General features: G+C 64.8%; 13 protein-coding genes. 7 read left to right on the top strand and 6 right to left on the bottom strand.

Translation table 11 applies throughout. The features are described from left to right. Positions 1-31: 31 nt before the first annotated feature. Both ABZ677_RS08875 and ABZ677_RS08870 read right to left on the bottom strand, forming a co-directional pair. Positions 32-541 carry a dihydrofolate reductase gene (locus tag ABZ677_RS08875; protein ID WP_358368448.1) on the bottom strand — a complete coding sequence of 170 codons (510 nt, stop codon included), beginning with the start codon at positions 539-541 and terminating at the stop codon, positions 32-34. Next, the gene (locus ABZ677_RS08870) at positions 538-1338 is read right to left on the bottom strand and encodes a thymidylate synthase (protein WP_037192195.1); all 801 of its coding nucleotides are present in this window, start codon (positions 1336-1338) and stop codon (positions 538-540) included. Before ABZ677_RS08870 ends, ABZ677_RS08875 begins: the two co-directional genes overlap by 4 nt. A 29-nt stretch (positions 1339-1367) precedes the next feature. Between ABZ677_RS08870 and ABZ677_RS08865 the strand changes: the two genes are divergently transcribed. Then, positions 1368-2234: a DNA-formamidopyrimidine glycosylase family protein gene (locus tag ABZ677_RS08865; RefSeq protein ID WP_358368445.1), complete on the top strand. Its 867-nt coding sequence runs from the start codon at positions 1368-1370 to the stop codon at positions 2232-2234. On the opposite strand, the gene ABZ677_RS08860 is transcribed toward ABZ677_RS08865, so the two are convergent. After that, positions 2227-3771 (bottom strand): carboxylesterase/lipase family protein, encoded by a 1545-nt coding sequence (locus ABZ677_RS08860; RefSeq protein WP_358368442.1) that lies wholly within the window; start codon positions 3769-3771, stop codon positions 2227-2229. The genes ABZ677_RS08865 and ABZ677_RS08860 overlap by 8 nt on opposite strands. Positions 3772-3845: 74 nt before the next feature. Between ABZ677_RS08860 and ABZ677_RS08855 the strand changes: the two genes are divergently transcribed. The 5 genes from ABZ677_RS08855 to ABZ677_RS08835 all read left to right on the top strand — a co-directional run bounded on the left by ABZ677_RS08855 (position 3846) and on the right by ABZ677_RS08835 (position 9149). Further along, a complete protein-coding gene (locus ABZ677_RS08855) occupies positions 3846-4406 on the top strand; it encodes a molybdenum cofactor biosysynthesis protein (protein WP_358368439.1) in 561 nt (186 codons plus the stop codon). A gap of 152 nt (positions 4407-4558) precedes the next feature. Beyond that, positions 4559-5950 carry an SLC13 family permease gene (locus tag ABZ677_RS08850; protein ID WP_358368436.1) on the top strand — a complete coding sequence of 464 codons (1392 nt, stop codon included), beginning with the start codon at positions 4559-4561 and terminating at the stop codon, positions 5948-5950. Between the two features lie 11 nt (positions 5951-5961). Beyond that, positions 5962-7203, top strand: a complete 1242-nt coding sequence (locus tag ABZ677_RS08845; protein WP_358368433.1) for a CoA transferase — start codon at positions 5962-5964, stop codon at positions 7201-7203. Continuing rightward, positions 7204-8163: a hydroxymethylglutaryl-CoA lyase gene (locus ABZ677_RS08840; protein WP_358368430.1), complete on the top strand. Its 960-nt coding sequence runs from the start codon at positions 7204-7206 to the stop codon at positions 8161-8163. After that, positions 8160-9149, top strand: a complete 990-nt coding sequence (locus ABZ677_RS08835) for a D-glycerate dehydrogenase (protein ID WP_358368427.1) — start codon at positions 8160-8162, stop codon at positions 9147-9149. Before ABZ677_RS08840 ends, ABZ677_RS08835 begins: the two co-directional genes overlap by 4 nt. Here ABZ677_RS08835 and ABZ677_RS08830 read toward each other — a convergent pair. Both ABZ677_RS08830 and ABZ677_RS08825 read right to left on the bottom strand, forming a co-directional pair. Beyond that, on the bottom strand, positions 9137-9913 hold the full coding sequence (locus ABZ677_RS08830; protein WP_358368424.1) for an IclR family transcriptional regulator: 777 nt from the start codon (positions 9911-9913) through the stop codon (positions 9137-9139). The genes ABZ677_RS08835 and ABZ677_RS08830 overlap by 13 nt on opposite strands. A 9-nt stretch (positions 9914-9922) precedes the next feature. After that, positions 9923-10516: a TMEM175 family protein gene (locus ABZ677_RS08825; protein WP_358368421.1), complete on the bottom strand. Its 594-nt coding sequence runs from the start codon at positions 10514-10516 to the stop codon at positions 9923-9925. 38 nt (positions 10517-10554) lie between these two features. On the opposite strand from ABZ677_RS08825, the gene ABZ677_RS08820 reads away from it, so the two are divergent. Then, positions 10555-11961 carry an APC family permease gene (locus ABZ677_RS08820; protein WP_358368418.1) on the top strand — a complete coding sequence of 469 codons (1407 nt, stop codon included), beginning with the start codon at positions 10555-10557 and terminating at the stop codon, positions 11959-11961. Here the strand turns inward: ABZ677_RS08820 and ABZ677_RS08815 are convergent. After that, a complete protein-coding gene (locus ABZ677_RS08815; RefSeq protein ID WP_358368416.1) occupies positions 11955-13397 on the bottom strand; it encodes an NAD(P)/FAD-dependent oxidoreductase in 1443 nt (480 codons plus the stop codon). The genes ABZ677_RS08820 and ABZ677_RS08815 overlap by 7 nt on opposite strands. Between the last annotated feature and the right edge of the window lie 12 nt (positions 13398-13409).

The raw sequence follows: 13409 nt of genomic DNA, 5'->3' as shown, positions 1-13409 counted from the left end.
CGCAGTCGCGACGGGGGAATCCTGAACGCGCTCAAGAAGGTTGGGTAGGCTTTCCGTACTCCACGAAGCGGAATCGGGTCCCGTCGACCCGGCTGTTCTGCCACTCGCCCGCCGTCCCGACCCAGCCGGCCGGAATCTCGGGAGCCCTCGTGTCGCCCTCGACGTCGAGATCGACCTCGGTCACCTCCAGGTGGGTCGCGATATCCATTGCACTGCGATAGATTTCGCCGCCGCCCATGACCCAGACCGGGCTCTGGCCTACCAGGGCCACGGCGTCGGCGACGCTCGATGCGTTCTCGGCACCGTCGGCGGTCCACGAGGAGTTGCGGGTGACCACGATGTTGCGACGGCCCGGCAGTGGACGGAACTTCGCGGGCAGTGAGTCCCAGGTCTTTCGGCCCATGATCACCGGATGCTCGGCCGTCTTCGATTTGAAGTGAGCCATGTCCTCGGGGACATGCCAGGGGATGGATCCCGCGTCCCCGATGACGCCCGCGGTGGTCTGGGCCCAGATCAGACCGACGAAGTGCGGTGCACTCACACCGCTACCGGGGCCTTGATCGCCGGGTGATGCCGGTAGTCCACTATCTCGATGTCCTCGTAGGTGTAGTCGAAGATCGAATTGCGTTGCGCCAGTTTCAGAGTGGGGTACGGATACGGCTCGCGAGAGAGCTGCTCGGTGACCTGATCGCGGTGGTTGTCGTAGATGTGGCAATCGCCGCCGGTCCACACGAACTCGCCGACCTCGAGGCCGGTCTGCGCCGCCACCATGTGCGTGAGCAGTGCGTAGCTGGCGATGTTGAACGGCACACCGAGAAACATGTCTGCACTGCGCTGGTAGAGCTGGCACGAAAGCTTGCCGTCGGCCACGTAGAACTGGAAGAACGCGTGGCAGGGCGGTAGCGCCATCCGCGGGATCTCGCCGACGTTCCAGGCCGAGACGATCATCCGCCGCGAATCCGGATCGGTCTTCAGGGTCTCGATGACCTGGCTGATCTGGTCGATGTGCTCGCCCGACGGGGTGGGCCACGACCGCCACTGCACTCCGTAGACGGGGCCGAGTTCACCGTCCGGAGCTGCCCACTCGTCCCAGATGCTCACGCCGTGCTCCTGCAGCCACGTGGCGTTCGAGTCTCCGCGCAAGAACCACAACAGCTCGTAGACGATCGACTTCAGATGGACCTTCTTGGTGGTGATCAACGGGAACCCCGCTGCCAGGTCGAAGCGCATCTGATGCCCGAACACGCTGGTGGTGCCGGTTCCCGTGCGGTCGGATTTCGCCGTACCGGTATCGAGGATGCGGCGCAGCAGATCTTCGTACGGAGTCGGAACCATCACGACGGTCATCGTAGCTGCATACTGGACACATGCCGGAATTACCCGAGGTGGAAGCCCTTACCGGCTTTCTGCGCGAGCATGCCGTCGGTGCCGTGATCGGTCGCATCGACATCGCCGCGCTGAGCGTTCTCAAGACGTTCGATCCGCCGATCACCGAGCTGCAGGGCAAGGACGTCACCGATGCCGCCCGCTTCGGGAAACACCTGGCCCTTCGAGCCGGTGACCTCTGGCTGATCACCCATCTCTCTCGCGGAGGATGGCTGCGGTGGGTGGACAACCCCAGCGTCGCACCGCCGAAGCCGGGCAAAGGCCCCCTGGCGCTGCGGATCCACTTCTTCACCCCCGAGGGGGCGACGCCCGCCATCGATCTCACCGAAGCCGGTACCAAGAAGCGGCTGGCGGTGTGGGTGGTGCGCGACCCACAGCAGGTCGCGAGTATCGCGCGGCTCGGACCCGACGCGCTGGCGGTCACCGAGCTCGAATTCGCCGAGATCCTCGGCAGCACCACCGCACGACTGAAGACCTCGTTGGTGGATCAGTCCCTGCTTGCCGGCATCGGCAATGCGTATTCGGACGAAATTCTGCACGTCGCCAAGCTGTCGCCGTTCGCATCGTCGAGCAAGCTCGATGCGGAGTCCGTCGGGGCGCTCTATGCGGCGATGCGCTCTGTCCTGTCCGACGCGGTGGCCCGCTCCGCCGGGCAGGATGCAGCGCGTCTGAAGGGGGAGAAGCGATCGGGGATGCGGGTGCACGCCAGAACCGGACTTCCCTGCCCGGTGTGCGGCGATCCGGTACGCGAGGTCGGCTACGTGGATCGCTCGTTTCAGTACTGCGCGACGTGCCAGACGGCCGGCAAGATTCTCGCCGACCGTCGCATGTCCCGCCTGCTCAAGTGACGGGTTCGAGCTTCTGGCTGTCGTAGCCCCGGTAGCCTTCCCACGCCTTGCGACGGTCGCTCCGTGGATCCTTCTGTACCCGCGTGCGGGTGTCGAATATCAATGTCTTGCGGTCGGATTCGTCGTACGCCGGCCACGAGTCTTGCGGCTTTCCGTTGGTGGCGAACGTAATCCACTGAGACTGCACGGCCTCTGTGACGTCGGCGAAGGCCTTGCGCCCGCCCGCCAACGTCAGCGCCTTGCCGAACAAGGTCTTGCTGATGCCGAACACCGCGAACAACTCGAAGCCGTGGGTGGCGTCGAAACCGAGCAGCTTCATCGACCTGGGGGCGAAGTCGAACCGGTAGAAGTACGTCGGTGCGTGACGCGAATGTCCTTCGGCCACTTCGAGAGACGGCTTCCAGAAGGTGAAGTCTCCACCGAAGTCGATGGCCGCCCGCTCGTTGGGGTAGCCCCGGTAGCCCGAGGTGACCACGGCTTCGGCGTCTGGATCGGTCAGTGAGAACAGCTTGGTGATGCGCTCGGGGTTGGTGGGTAGCGCGTCGAGGAACTTCGGAAACAGTGTTCCCTCACGGGCATTGGTACCGATGATCAGTGGGACGCGGTGCGCGGTTCCGTTCGCATAGGCCTCGACCGGGCTGACCGGGAGGAAGTCGCCGTCGATCACCGGGCCGAACGGAAGCAGACCCGGAGTGCGGTGCAGGGTGGTGAGGCCGAGTTTGGTGCCGGCCCGGCCGAGCCGCAGCACCTCGGCGTTCTCCAGCGTCTCGGCAGCGTTGTCGACCGTGCCGCCGAGATAGCCGACGTACTCGCGTGCCCATTGATCGGCGCGTTCCTTGGTGGCCGTCATGCCGGGCGCAGAGCTCTCGGAAATGGCTTGGGCGAACAACCCTTTCGCGGCGGGGACCGTCAGCAGTGTGGTGACGGCATTCCCACCGGCCGACTCGCCGAAGATCGTGACGTTGTTCGGATCGCCGCCGAAGTTCGCGATGTTGCGCTGTACCCACTCGAGCGCCGCAACCTGGTCGCGCAGGCCGAGATTGGAGTCGAACGGCCGTTCGGGAGTGGAGAACTGGGACATGTCGAGGTAGCCCAGTGCGCCGAGTCGGTAGTTGACCGACACGTAGATGATGCCGTCGCCGTCCTTCAGCGAGCGTCGCACCAGAGAACCGCCGCCGTACAGCGGGGTGGCCGACGTGCCGAGCGTGTAGGCACCGCCGTGGATGAACACCATGACCGGACGCGGGCTCGCGCTCGGTGCGCTCGGGGCCAACACGTTGAGCGTCAGGCAATCCTCGCTCGACGGCTGGTACTTGCCCACCGCGAGCATCGTGCCGCGCTTGTGCTGAATCGAGGCGTTGCCCCACTCGGTGGCGTCGCGCACGCCCGTCCACGGCTGCGTCGGTTGCGGCGCGCGGAACCGAAGCGGGCCGACGGGTGGGGCGGCATAGGGGATGCCGCGCCAGGTGGTGAGGTCGCCCACCGGCTTGCCCTCGATGATGCCGTCGGTGGTGGTCACGCGTGTCGTCACAGCCATGTCGCGAGTGTACTGATCCGTCCTTACCCGCGGGTAAGAACCGGCTGGGTTCGGTACCGGGCACACTCGAGAGCATGCCTTTCGAGTATCGAGCCCAGATAGTGGAGCTGCTGCGGGCCCCCTCGCACGCGTACTTCGGGAGATCCAAGGACGGCCCGGCCGATGTGCCGACCGAACTGCCCGACAGTGTCGAGATCGTGGCCCACAAGGGCATCCGCGGCGATCGATTCTTCGGCGTCAAAGCGCATACCGAGGCAGCGGTGAGCTTTCTGTCGCTCGAGGCATGGGAGGCCGTGGGGGATGTGCTCGGTGTCGAGGTGCCCGATCCCTCGGTGGCCCGACGAAATGTCGTCGTGCGCGGTCTCGAGCTCGACCCACTGCGCGGTCTGGAATTCGAGCTCGATTCCGGTGACGGCTGGATTCGGTTCCGGGGCGGGCGACCGGCCCATCCCTGCGCGTGGATGGACCGCACGGTGGTCGACGGCGCACGCAAGGCGCTGATCGGTCGTGGCGGGCTGCGGGTGGAACCGCTGTCCGACGGCATCCTGCGGGTCGGTGAGGTGGCGGTGCGTTCACCTGTCGAACTCGACGCCTCCCGCGCTGCGTTGTCGGTCAGGCGCGCGCAGCCGATCTGACCTGGCTCTCGGTGGACCCTTGTGGCTCGATGCTGCCCAAGCTCTTGCTCACGAAGTAAATCTATGCCCATAATGTGGGTATCAGTGTGGTGGATCACACCGAACCGCGTGTCATGGCAGCGGTCACTCTCACCCAGCGGGAAGAATCGCCGATGTCCGATATGTGGATCGTGATCAACACCGTCGTCGCCGTTCTGGCGGTGGTGGTCTTCATCGTTCGTTTTCACTTCAACCCGGTGATCTCGCTTGTACTCGGGGCTGCGTACCTGGGACTGGCGACGAAGCTGGGAGTGTCGACCACCGTCGACACGATCACCGGCGGATTCGGCGAGATCATGGCCGAAGTCGGCCTGCTCATCGCGTTCGGCGTCCTGATGGGTTCGGTCCTGCAGGAGATGAGTGCCATCCAGCGCCTCGTCGGCACGTTGCTGCGAACCTTCGGTCCCAAGCGGCTCCCGTACGCACTGTCGCTGACCATCGCGACTCTGCTGCAGTCCATCTTCCTCGACGTGCTGTTGGTGATCTCCGCTCCGCTCGCCCGCAGCCTCGCGCCCAAGATCGGCAAGTACGGCACAGCGCGGATGGCCACAGCGCTGGCGATCGCACTCGAATGCGGAATCGTGTTCATGGTCCCGGGTGTCGCGACGCTCGCCCTCGCCGGACTGCTCGGCGTGCCGCTGGGAAAGATGATGATCTACGGACTGATCCTGATCGTGCCCGTCGTCGTGCTCTCGGTGGCCATCATGTCGTTCGTGTTCCGGCACGGCTGGTGGAACGAGGAGAAGGACGAGCAGCAGATCACCGTGGTCGAGCAGCCAGTGGTCCCGGAGCCTGCCGATGCCGACGACGAGCCCCTCGAAACCGGAGGTGGCGTAGCCCAGAAGGTACGCACCGAGAAGCAGACGTCGCTGCTGGTGCTGCTCTCGCCGCTGTTGCTCGCGCTCGTCCTCATCGCGATCGGTGCCGTTCTCGAAGTCGCCGAAATATCCGTTCCAGTAGTCGAATTCATCGCCAGTCCGGTCATTGCGCTCCTCATCGGACTGGTGGGGACGTGCCTCATCGGTCGCTACCACGTCGGTCAGGCTCGAGTGGAGAAGGCGTTGGCCCGCGGCTTCGCCGAGAGTGGTCAGATCCTGATTCTCACCGGGGTCGGTGGGTCGCTCGCGGCCGTCATCAACGAGGCAGGACTCGGCGACATCCTCGGCCAGTACTTCACGGCCAGCACCGCCGCTCCATTGTTGATGGTGTGGGTCATCGCTGCCGCGTTGCACATCGCCGTCGGATCGGTGACGATCTCCGCCATCACCTCGGCGGGCATCCTCGCCCCGGTCGCTCCGCTGATCGGTCTCGACCCGGTGTTCATCGCCCTCGCCGCCGGTGCCGGATCACTGTTCGCCGTGCACGTCACCAGCAACACCTTCTGGCTCCTGCAGTCCTTGATGGGCCAGTCGACCAGGGGCACACTCAAGACGTGCTCGGTAGGCGTCTCGGTGGCATCGGTCATCGCCATCGCGTTGATCGTGCCGATGAGCTGGATCCTGTGAGCTTGTCTCCCATGAGTATCGAAAGGAACACGATGGCATTGCCGCTCAGCGGAGTTCGAGTCCTCGAGCTCGGAAACTACATCGCCGCCCCCACTGCGGCGCGCATGCTCGCCGATTTCGGTGCCGAGGTGATCAAGGTCGAACGGCCGGGAACCGGAGACGAACTGCGTAACTGGCGGTTGTACTCCGGAACTACGTCGATGCTCTACCGAACGATCAACCGCAACAAGAAGTCGATCGTGCTCGACCTGCGCACCGAGCAGGGACGCAAGGACGTCGTCGACCTCGCAGCGAAATGCGACATCGTCCTGGAGAACTTCCGTCCCGGCACTCTGGAGAAGTGGGGTATCTCGCCGGAGGTGCTCTCTGCCGCCAATCCCGAATTGATCATCACTCGCATCTCGGCCTTCGGGCAGACCGGCCCCATGTCGCAGCGACCCGGATTCGCCGCTGTCGCAGAGGCATACGGCGGATTTCGCAATCTCGTCGGCGATCCGGATCGGCCACCCGTCCGTGTGGGGGTCTCGATCGGGGACTCCATCGCCGGGCTGTACGCGGCGTTCGGTTGCGTCATGGCCCTGTTCCAACGGCAGACCCAGCGCGCGGCGCAGGCACCGGACGAGCAGTCCCCGCTGTCGTTGGCACAGCGTTCCATCGATGTGGCTCTGAACGAATCGATTCTGTCGATGATGGAATCGCTGATCCCGGACTACCTCGCCTACGGTGTCGAGCGCGAGCGCACCGGCGGCCGGATGGAGGGCATCGCACCGTCGAACGCCTACCCCTGCAACGACGGTCACTCGATCATCATCGCCGGAAACGGTGATGCCATCTTCCAGCGCTACATGGAGACGATCGATCGTCCCGATCTGGGAGCAGATCCGGACCTGGCGTCCAACGCCGGTCGGTGGCGTCGACGCGACGAGTTGGACGCCGCCATCTCGGCCTGGACCGGATTGCATTCGCGCGAGCAGGCTCTGAAGATTCTCGACGCCGCCGGAGTGCCGTCGGGTCCGATCTACACTGCGGCCGATATCGTGGCCGACGAGCAGTACGCCTCCCGCAACATGATTCAGCACTTTCCGGTCGACACCGGCGGCGACGAGCCAACCGACGTCGGATTCGTCGGCGTCGTCCCGGTGATCGGGGACGCGTCCCTGCCGATTCGTTCGGTCGGACCGGATCTCGGCGAGCACACCAGGGAAGTACTGTCGACTCTGCTCGGTCGCACCGACGAAGAGATGAGCCTCTAGATGTATCGATTCGCTCCCGCCGCAGAACTGCGCGACGTCACCATGCGCGATGGCCTGCAGCTCACCGGCAAGATGCTGTCCACCGAACGCAAGCTCGAGATCATCAGAGCCCTCATCGATCTCGGCGTACCGTCGCTCGAAATCGGATCGATGGCACGGGGCGACAAGGTGCCGCCGATGGCCAACACCCTCGAGGTGATCGGCGAGCTCACCGCCGCCGAACTCGCACGATGCTGGGTATGGGTCGCCACTCCACGTCACGTGGAGAAGGCCGCTGCCGCCGGTGCCCGCAATTTCCAGTACTGCTTCTCTGCGTCGGACTCGCACAATCAGGCCAACATCGGTCGTACGACCGAGGTCTCCCTGGCGGCGATGCCCGACGCCGTCGACATCACGCGATCGGTGGGAGGTGAGATCGAGCTGTGTATCGCGACGTCCTTCACCTGCCCGTTCGAGGGGCAGGTGCCGCCGGACCGGGTCATCGAGATCGCCAACGACGAACGCGCCACCGGCGCAACGGATATCGTCATCTGCGACACCTTGGGTCAGGCGGTTCCGGTGCAGGTGCAGTCGCTGATCGAGCGCGTGCGCGCCGAAACTCCGGATCGCAGAGTGGTGTTCCACGGTCACGACACCTGGGGTCTGGGCGTTGCGAACACTCTCGCCGCGATCTCCGCCGGAGCCACGATGGTCGACGGTTCGCTCGGCGGACTGGGTGGGTGCCCGTTCGCCCCGGGGGCCAGCGGCAACACCTCGTCGGAGGACATCCTCTTCGCAACGCGCCCGGACTGGTTCGAGCCGAAAACGCTGGCGCGCATGGTCTCTCTGTCCGAAGATCTGCTCACCGAGCTCGGCGAGCCCATGCGATCGAAAACAGTGCAGGGTGCACGATCCGGAGGGCTGTCCTCATCTGGTCGTTCCGCAGGCTCCACTCCTGCCGCTTTCGAGTGGGTCGTATGAGCCGCATTCTCGTCACCACCGAGATCCCCGCGCCGGGCATGGATATCCTGCGCGCCGCCGGGGACGTCGACCTGCGGGAGGTCGATCACAAGCAGCTGATCGACGCCTGCGCCTCGGGGGAATACTCCGTGGTCGTCTCTCAGTTGCGTGACCGGTTCGACGCCGACCTGCTGGCGTCGGCAGCACTGGTCGGGATATCGAACTACGCTGTCGGATTCGACAACATCGACATCGCGGCCGCAACCGAACGTGGCATCACGGTCGCCAATACGCCAGGGGTGCTGACGGATTCGACCGCGGACATCGCCATGCTGCTCATCCTGTCGACGGCCCGCAGAGCCGTCGAGGCCGATGCGTTCGTCCGCTCGGGCTCGTTCACCGGATGGGAGCCGGAACTGCTTCTCGGCAGCGATGTCTCGGGCCGGGTACTGGGGCTGGCCGGCTTCGGGCGCATTGCCCGCGCCACCGCGCGCCGCGCACTGGGGTTCGGCATGACGGTCAAGTTCTGCCCCCGTCCGCCCGGCGATCGTGAGGTCTCCGATGACGAGCTCGGTGAGTTCGCGGGTCGCGTCGAGCATGCGTCGTGGGACGAGATCGTAACGACCAGCGACTTCCTGTCCCTGCATGTTCCGCTGTCGGACTCCACCCACCATCTGGTGGACGCAGCCGTACTCGGAGCGATGAAGCCGTCGGCGATCGTGATCAACACCGCGCGAGGGCCGGTGATCGACGAGGCCGCTCTGGTGAGCGCGCTCCGCGAGGGCATTGTTGCCGCAGCAGGATTGGACGTCTACGAGCGCGAACCGGCCCTCGAACCCGGCCTCGCGGGTCTGCCCAACACGGTATTGCTCCCACACGTGGGGAGCGCGACGGTGTCGGTTCGTTCGCAGATGGCACGGCTGTGCGCAACCAACGCAGCAGCGATGTTCGGCGGTTCGATGCCACCGCATCCGGTGAATCCGGACGCCTGGTCTCACGCGGGGTAGCGGCCGCCGAGAGTCCTCGTGATCCGCTCGGCGTGTGAAATCAGCAGATCCACCCAGTCCTCGCACTGCGACTGCGGCATCCGCAGTGTCGGTCCGCTGATGGTGACGGCACCGACGATGTCCGCGGCCGAATCGAACACCGGCGCGGACAGTCCGGACGCTCCGGTCTCGCGCTCGCCGGTGGTGATCGCGTAACCGTCGGCTCTGGTCTGCGCCAACAGGGTTCGCATCGTCTCGGCTTCGGTCACCGTCTGCTCGGTCATCGATTCGAGTTCGCGAGAAAGGACACGCTCGGCCAGGTCGTCGTCCCAGGCCAGCAGAACGCGGCTGGCCGATCCTGCACTGAGCGGGATGACCTTGCCGACGTACATATCCCGTCGCAAGGCATGCCGCGTCTCGGCGATGGCGACGCACACGCGGTAGTTCTGTTCGGGCCGAAAGAAGCACGCGGTCTCGGTCGTCAGGTCTCGCATGTCCTTGAGAACAGGGTTGACGACCGACAGCACGTCGAGGTCCTTGGTCGCCGTCGCGGCCCAATAGGCCATGCGGACCCCGATGCGAATGCGATCGCCGCGGCGGTCCAGAAATCCCTGCTGCACAAGGTTGGTGACGAGGCGCTGCACCGTCGAGGTCGGCAGGCCCGTGGTCTGTTGGATCTCACCGAGGGTCATGGACGGGCGGTCGAACGAGAAGGCGTCGAGAATCTCGGTGATCTTGCCCAGCACGAGAAGCGGTTGCTGCTTCGGCGCGCTCTCGGTGCTCACACGACCAATCTACTTGGCCACTCGCTCCTCGAGACGGTTGATCGGCGCAGTGAGCAACAGAATCAGCAACGACCACAGGCCGAGTGGGGTGAACGACAGCCCGAGAGCGACCAGCATCAGTACCGACGTGATGGCTCCGTTGCGTGTGCTCCCGGACGTCGGGGTGTCGCGCGCGACGATGTTCGGGTGCCGAGACACGATCACGTCGGCCACGAACATCGCGATGACGGACACCGCGATGGTCGCGACGTAGAGCGGAGAGGCGCTCGCGTCGTAACCGCTCTTCTCGGCGATCAGCTTGGTGGGGAACGGGAGAAACACTATGGACAACAACCAGACGAAGTTCACCCACATCAGACCCCGGGTGTACCCGACCAGGTTCCGGAAGACCCGATGATGGCTCAGCCACTGCGAGAAGATGACCAGAAAGCTGAGGACGAATGCGAACAGCTCGACCCCGTGGTCACGCAGAATATCGACGAATTGTGCACTGTCGTCCGGTTCTGCCAGTTCGACCAACGGAAGAATGAGCAGCGTTGCAGCGATCGCGACCACAGCGTCACTGAAGTTGACCAGTCTCTCGAAACCGCGTTCGTATTCCATGTCAGCATTCTGCTCCCTCTGCGAGTAGCGTCCGAACGATGTCCGAGCGACGTACTCTGACCACCGGACGAGTGGTATTTCTTGTGGTGGCTGCCGCGGCACCGATGGCGGCGATGATCGGCAATGTACCGCTGGCCCTGATCCGCGGCAACGGTGCCGGTCTGCCCGCGGCGTACGCGATCAGTGCTGTTGTGCTGCTGTGCTTCTCGGTGGGTTTCGCGGCGATCAGCCAGCAGGTGTACAGCACCGGTGCGTTCTACACCTACATCGGTCTGGCGTTGGGTAAGCCGCCCGGTGTCGCTGCCGCATATGTCGCAGTTGTCGCGTATACGTCGCTGGCGTGCGGACTTTCCGGCGCATTCGGATATTTCACGCATGTGGTATTCGCCGACTCGGGTATCGATATTCCGTGGTACATCTTCACGGCAGCCGCTGTCGTGATTGTCGCATTCCTGGGTTTCCGAAACGCCGACCTCTCGGCCAAGGTTCTCGGAACTCTGATGGTGCTCGAATTTGCGTTTCTGACGGTGTTCAACGTCCTGGTGGTGAGTGACAAGGGGACCGCGGCACTGCCACTGGAGTCGTTCACTCCGACGCAGGTGTTCTCCGGGTCGCTGGGGATAGCGATGATGTTCGCCTTTTCGAGCTTCATCGGTTTCGAGTCCGCAGCTCTGTACGGTGAGGAAACCAAGGACCCCAGACGCAGCATCCCGCGCGCGACCTTCATCGCGGTCACGCTCATCGCGGTCTTCTACGTGCTGACGAGTTGGATCATCGTCGGGGCCGCGGGTGGAGTGGACGCACCGGTACTGGCCCAGACCGAACTGGGCAATCTTCTGTTCACGCTGGCGCAGCAGTACGGAGGAACAGTGCTGTACGACGGTACCGCGGTGCTGCTGTGCACCAGTGTGCTCGCGTCGTATCTCGCCGTGCACAACGCGGCCAGTCGATATCTGTTCGCTCTCGGGCGTGAGCGCGTACTTCCGGTGCGGCTGGGCCGAATTCATCCGAAGCACTCGAGCCCCCACATCGGCAGTATCACCGCCTCGATCGTGGCTGCAGTGGCGCTGGCGGTGTTCGCGGTGACCGGTGCCGACCCGTACCTGATCTACGCTGCCGGTGCCATCGGCCTCGGAACTCTGGGGGTGATCGCCCTGCAGGCTGCGGCAGCGCTGTCGGTGGTGGTGTTCTTCATCGGCCATCCGGATCGCTCACTGTGGCGCACCGGGATTGCCCCCGGCATCGGCTTCGCCGGTTTCATGACCGGATTGGTGCTCGCCGGAACGCATTACAGCATCCTGACCGGTTCCGATTCTGCGGTCGTCAACGCAATCCCTGTGGTTCTGATCCTCGCCGCGATCCTGGGGGTCCTGGTGGCACTGCGCATCAGGCGTGCCGACCCGACAACCTACGAGGGCATTGCCGCGGCCTACATGCGTCAGTGATCGGGTGTTCGACGCGCCTCGAGGAGTCGGAGCCAGATCTCGCTGACCGTCGGATACGACGGCACCGCATGCCACAGGTCGTCGAGCGAGACCTTGCCGACCACTGCGACAGTGGCGGCATGAACGAGCTCGGCGACGCCCGGGCCGACGAACGTCGCGCCCACTATCGTGTCGGTGGCGCGGTCGATCACCAGCTGTGCACGGCCCGAGTAGTCGTCCTGCTGCAGAGACGAACCCGCGACGGCGATGTCCTGTGCCACGATCTCGACGTCGATGCCTTCCTTTCGGGCCTTTGCCTCGGTCAGTCCGACGGACGCCACCTCGACCGGAGTGAACACCACCTGGGGGGTCTGACCGTGATCCGCTGATGCGCGGAACCGCTTGCTGTCCAGTGGCTTTCCCTCGGCTCTGGCGGCAATGACGTCGCCGGCCACCCGGCCCTGGTACTTGCCCATGTGCGTCAGTGGCGCGCGGCCGTTGACGTCGCCCACCGCGTAGAGCCAGTCGTGACCGGCAACGTTCAGATGATCGTCGACGTCGATGTAGTGGCCCTCGTCGAGTCCGAGGCTCGACAATCCGAGGTCCGCACTCGCCGGGGTGCGGCCTGCCGCAACCAGAATCTCATCGGCGACGATCTCGGTACCGTCGACCACGAGACCGACCGGGCCGCCGTGGATTCGACCGATGCCGGTGTCGGCAGGGTTCTCTCGTGACACCGACTCGAGGGAGGCGTCGATTATGATCGCCCCGCCGCGCTTCCTCAGCGCCTCGGCGACGAGTTCACCGGCGAACGGTTCGGAACCGGCCAGCAGCGACGATCCGCGCACGATCATCGTGACCTTCGCTCCGAGCGAGAGCAACCAGGTGGCCGCCTCCGTCGCGACGACGCCACCGCCGATGATGGCGATGTGCCCTGGGGTCTCGTGAATGTTGGTGGCATCGCGGGAGATCCACGGCCGGGCGTCGCGCAGGCCGGGGGTGTTCGGAACCGATGCGGTGGTTCCGGTGGCGAGGACAACAGCGTGACGGGCGGTGAGTGTGCGGCCGTCGACCTCGACGGTCCTGGCCCCGGTGAGTCGCCCGTGGCCACGGACCACCGAGATGCCGGCCGACTCGGCCCACGTCACCTGCGAGGAGTCGTCGAGGCTGTGGGTGAAGGATTCGCGTCGGGCCAGGACGGCGTCGGCGTCGAGGGGTTGATCGCCGACCAACTCTTTGACTCCCGGCATGTTTCGCGCGGTGTCGAGAACCTCGCTCGGACGCAGCAGTGCCTTGCTCGGCATACAGGCCCAGTACGAGCATTCACCGCCGAGCAGTTCGTGTTCGACGATCACCGCGGTGCGATCGCTGCCCTGTATTGCGTACTGCGCGGCATTTTCGCCGACCGGTCCACCGCCGATGACGATGACATCGAATTCCGAGCTTTCTGAGGCCATTGCTCCACAGTG

This window comes from Rhodococcus sp. NPDC006774, assembly GCF_040636045.1.
Classification (GTDB): Bacteria; Actinomycetota; Actinomycetes; order Mycobacteriales; family Mycobacteriaceae; genus Rhodococcoides.
This window is presented reverse-complemented; position numbering and strand designations above follow the sequence as displayed.